At 57.1% G+C, this 1,728-nt stretch carries 2 protein-coding genes; both read right to left on the reverse strand.

Features of this window, described 5'->3' with window-relative positions; all coding sequences use genetic code 11:
• Window positions 1-57: 57 nt before the first annotated feature.
• The gene (locus V7665_RS09455; RefSeq protein WP_335664291.1) at window positions 58-1,101 is read right to left on the reverse strand and encodes an enoyl-CoA hydratase/isomerase family protein; all 1,044 of its coding nucleotides are present in this window, start codon (window positions 1,099-1,101) and stop codon (window positions 58-60) included.
• A 9-nt stretch (window positions 1,102-1,110) separates the two neighbouring features.
• A partial coding sequence (locus V7665_RS09460) for an acyl-CoA dehydrogenase family protein (RefSeq protein ID WP_335664292.1) occupies window positions 1,111-1,728 on the reverse strand: 618 nt, incomplete at its 5' end.

The raw sequence follows: 1,728 nt of genomic DNA on the forward strand, positions 1-1,728 counted from the left end.
GATTGAGGGTGATCAGGGTAACCTGCCCCCTTTTTTCGGTCAGGATGGTTTCATAGGTCATAGCGGTTTCCATTCTTGATCAGCCGGTAACGGTGCGAAAATATTGTTGATCCATTCGTCGGTTACGGCTTCGGGCGTTGCCGGATCCCATTTCGGATCATTGTCCTTGTCGACAATCAGTGCCCGCACGCCTTCAAGGAAATCGTGCATCACCAGCACATGATAGCCAATCCGATATTCGTTGCGCATTTCGTCGGCGAAGCTTTCCATCGCCGCGCCCTCCTTGAGCTGGCGCAGCGCCACCTTGCAGGTCTGTGGGCTTTTGGTGCCCAGCGTGTCGCGTTCCTTGGCTGCCCAGTCACCGTCATCGGCTTCGAGCGCGGCCAATATGTCTTCAAACCGGTCGGAGGCAAAAAACTTGTCGATCTTGTCGAGATTTTTGGCGACCCGCGCTTCCGGAATAGTGCCCGAAAGTTGACCCAATATGCCTTCGATCCGGTCCGGTTTTTCCGAAATCCGCTGCTTGGCTTCTTCCAGAGCTTCCGACTGCAGATAATGGGTCGCGATGCCCACTTCCTTGCACTCGGCGCCATCCAGTCGCGCGCCGGTCAGCGCCAGAAACTGTCCAAGCCGTCCTTCAAGCCGCGACAGATACCAACCGCCGCCAACATCAGGGAACAGACCGATACCGGTTTCCGGCATGGCAAAGCGCGTATATTCGGTCGCCACGCGATATTTGGCCGGTTGCGAAATGCCGACGCCGCCGCCCATGGTGATGCCGTTCATAAAGGCGACCACGGGCTTCGGATATTCAAACAGCAAGTGATTGAGCTGATATTCCTTGTAGAAGAACTCACGCCCCTCCTTGCCATCGGTCATGCCGGATTCGCGCAGCATCGCAATATCGCCGCCAGCGCAAAAGCCCCTGCCTTCGCTGTGATCGATGATCACCGCTTCGACTTCGTCATCGTCGCGCCATGCGAGCAGCGCGTCGATCATCCCCAGGCACATGTCGAGGTTGAGCGAATGGATGACTTTGGGCCGGTTCAGGCTGATATGGCCAACCCGCCCGGTTTTTCTGATGATGAGATCTTCTGTCATGATTTTACCTTATTGCCGGAGCAGTTCGCGCGATACGATCATCCGCATGACCTGATTGGTGCCTTCCAAAATGCTGTGCACCCGCAGATCGCGCCAGAAACGTTCGATCGGATAATCCTGCAAATAGCCATAGCCGCCAAAAAGTTGCAGCGCGTCGTTGACAATCTTGCTGCCATTGTCGGTGGCTAGCCGCTTGGCCATCGCCGCGAATTTGGTCTTGTCCGGCGCGCCTTCGGTCACCTTGGCGGCTGCCAGATAAAGCAGCGCCCGCGACGCTTCCAGATCGGTTGCCATATCGGCGAGCATGAACTGGGTGTTCTGGAAATCGCTGATCGCCTTGCCGAATTGCTTGCGGTCTTTGGTGTAATTGACCGCTTCGTCGAGACAGCGCTGCGCGCCGCCCAGCGAACAGGCGCCGATGTTCAACCGACCGCCATCCAGGCCGGCCATGGCGATGCGAAAGCCTTCGCCCTCGTCACCGACCCGATTTTCCACCGGAACGCGAACATTGTCGAAATTCACCTGAGCGGTGGGCTGCGAATGCCAGCCGAGCTTCTTCTCGTTTGCGCCAAAGCTGACGCCCTCCATGTCTTTTTCGATGACAAGACAGGTGACGCCCTTTGCGCC

Source organism: Parasphingorhabdus sp., from assembly GCF_036964675.1.
Taxonomy (GTDB): domain Bacteria; phylum Pseudomonadota; class Alphaproteobacteria; order Sphingomonadales; family Sphingomonadaceae; genus Parasphingorhabdus.

Bases quoted from the DNA above. Each gene is read 5' to 3' on its own strand.
- V7665_RS09455 (WP_335664291.1), bottom strand. From the start codon at position 1,101: ATGACAGAAGATCTCATCATCAGAAAAACCGGGCGGGTTGGCCATATC.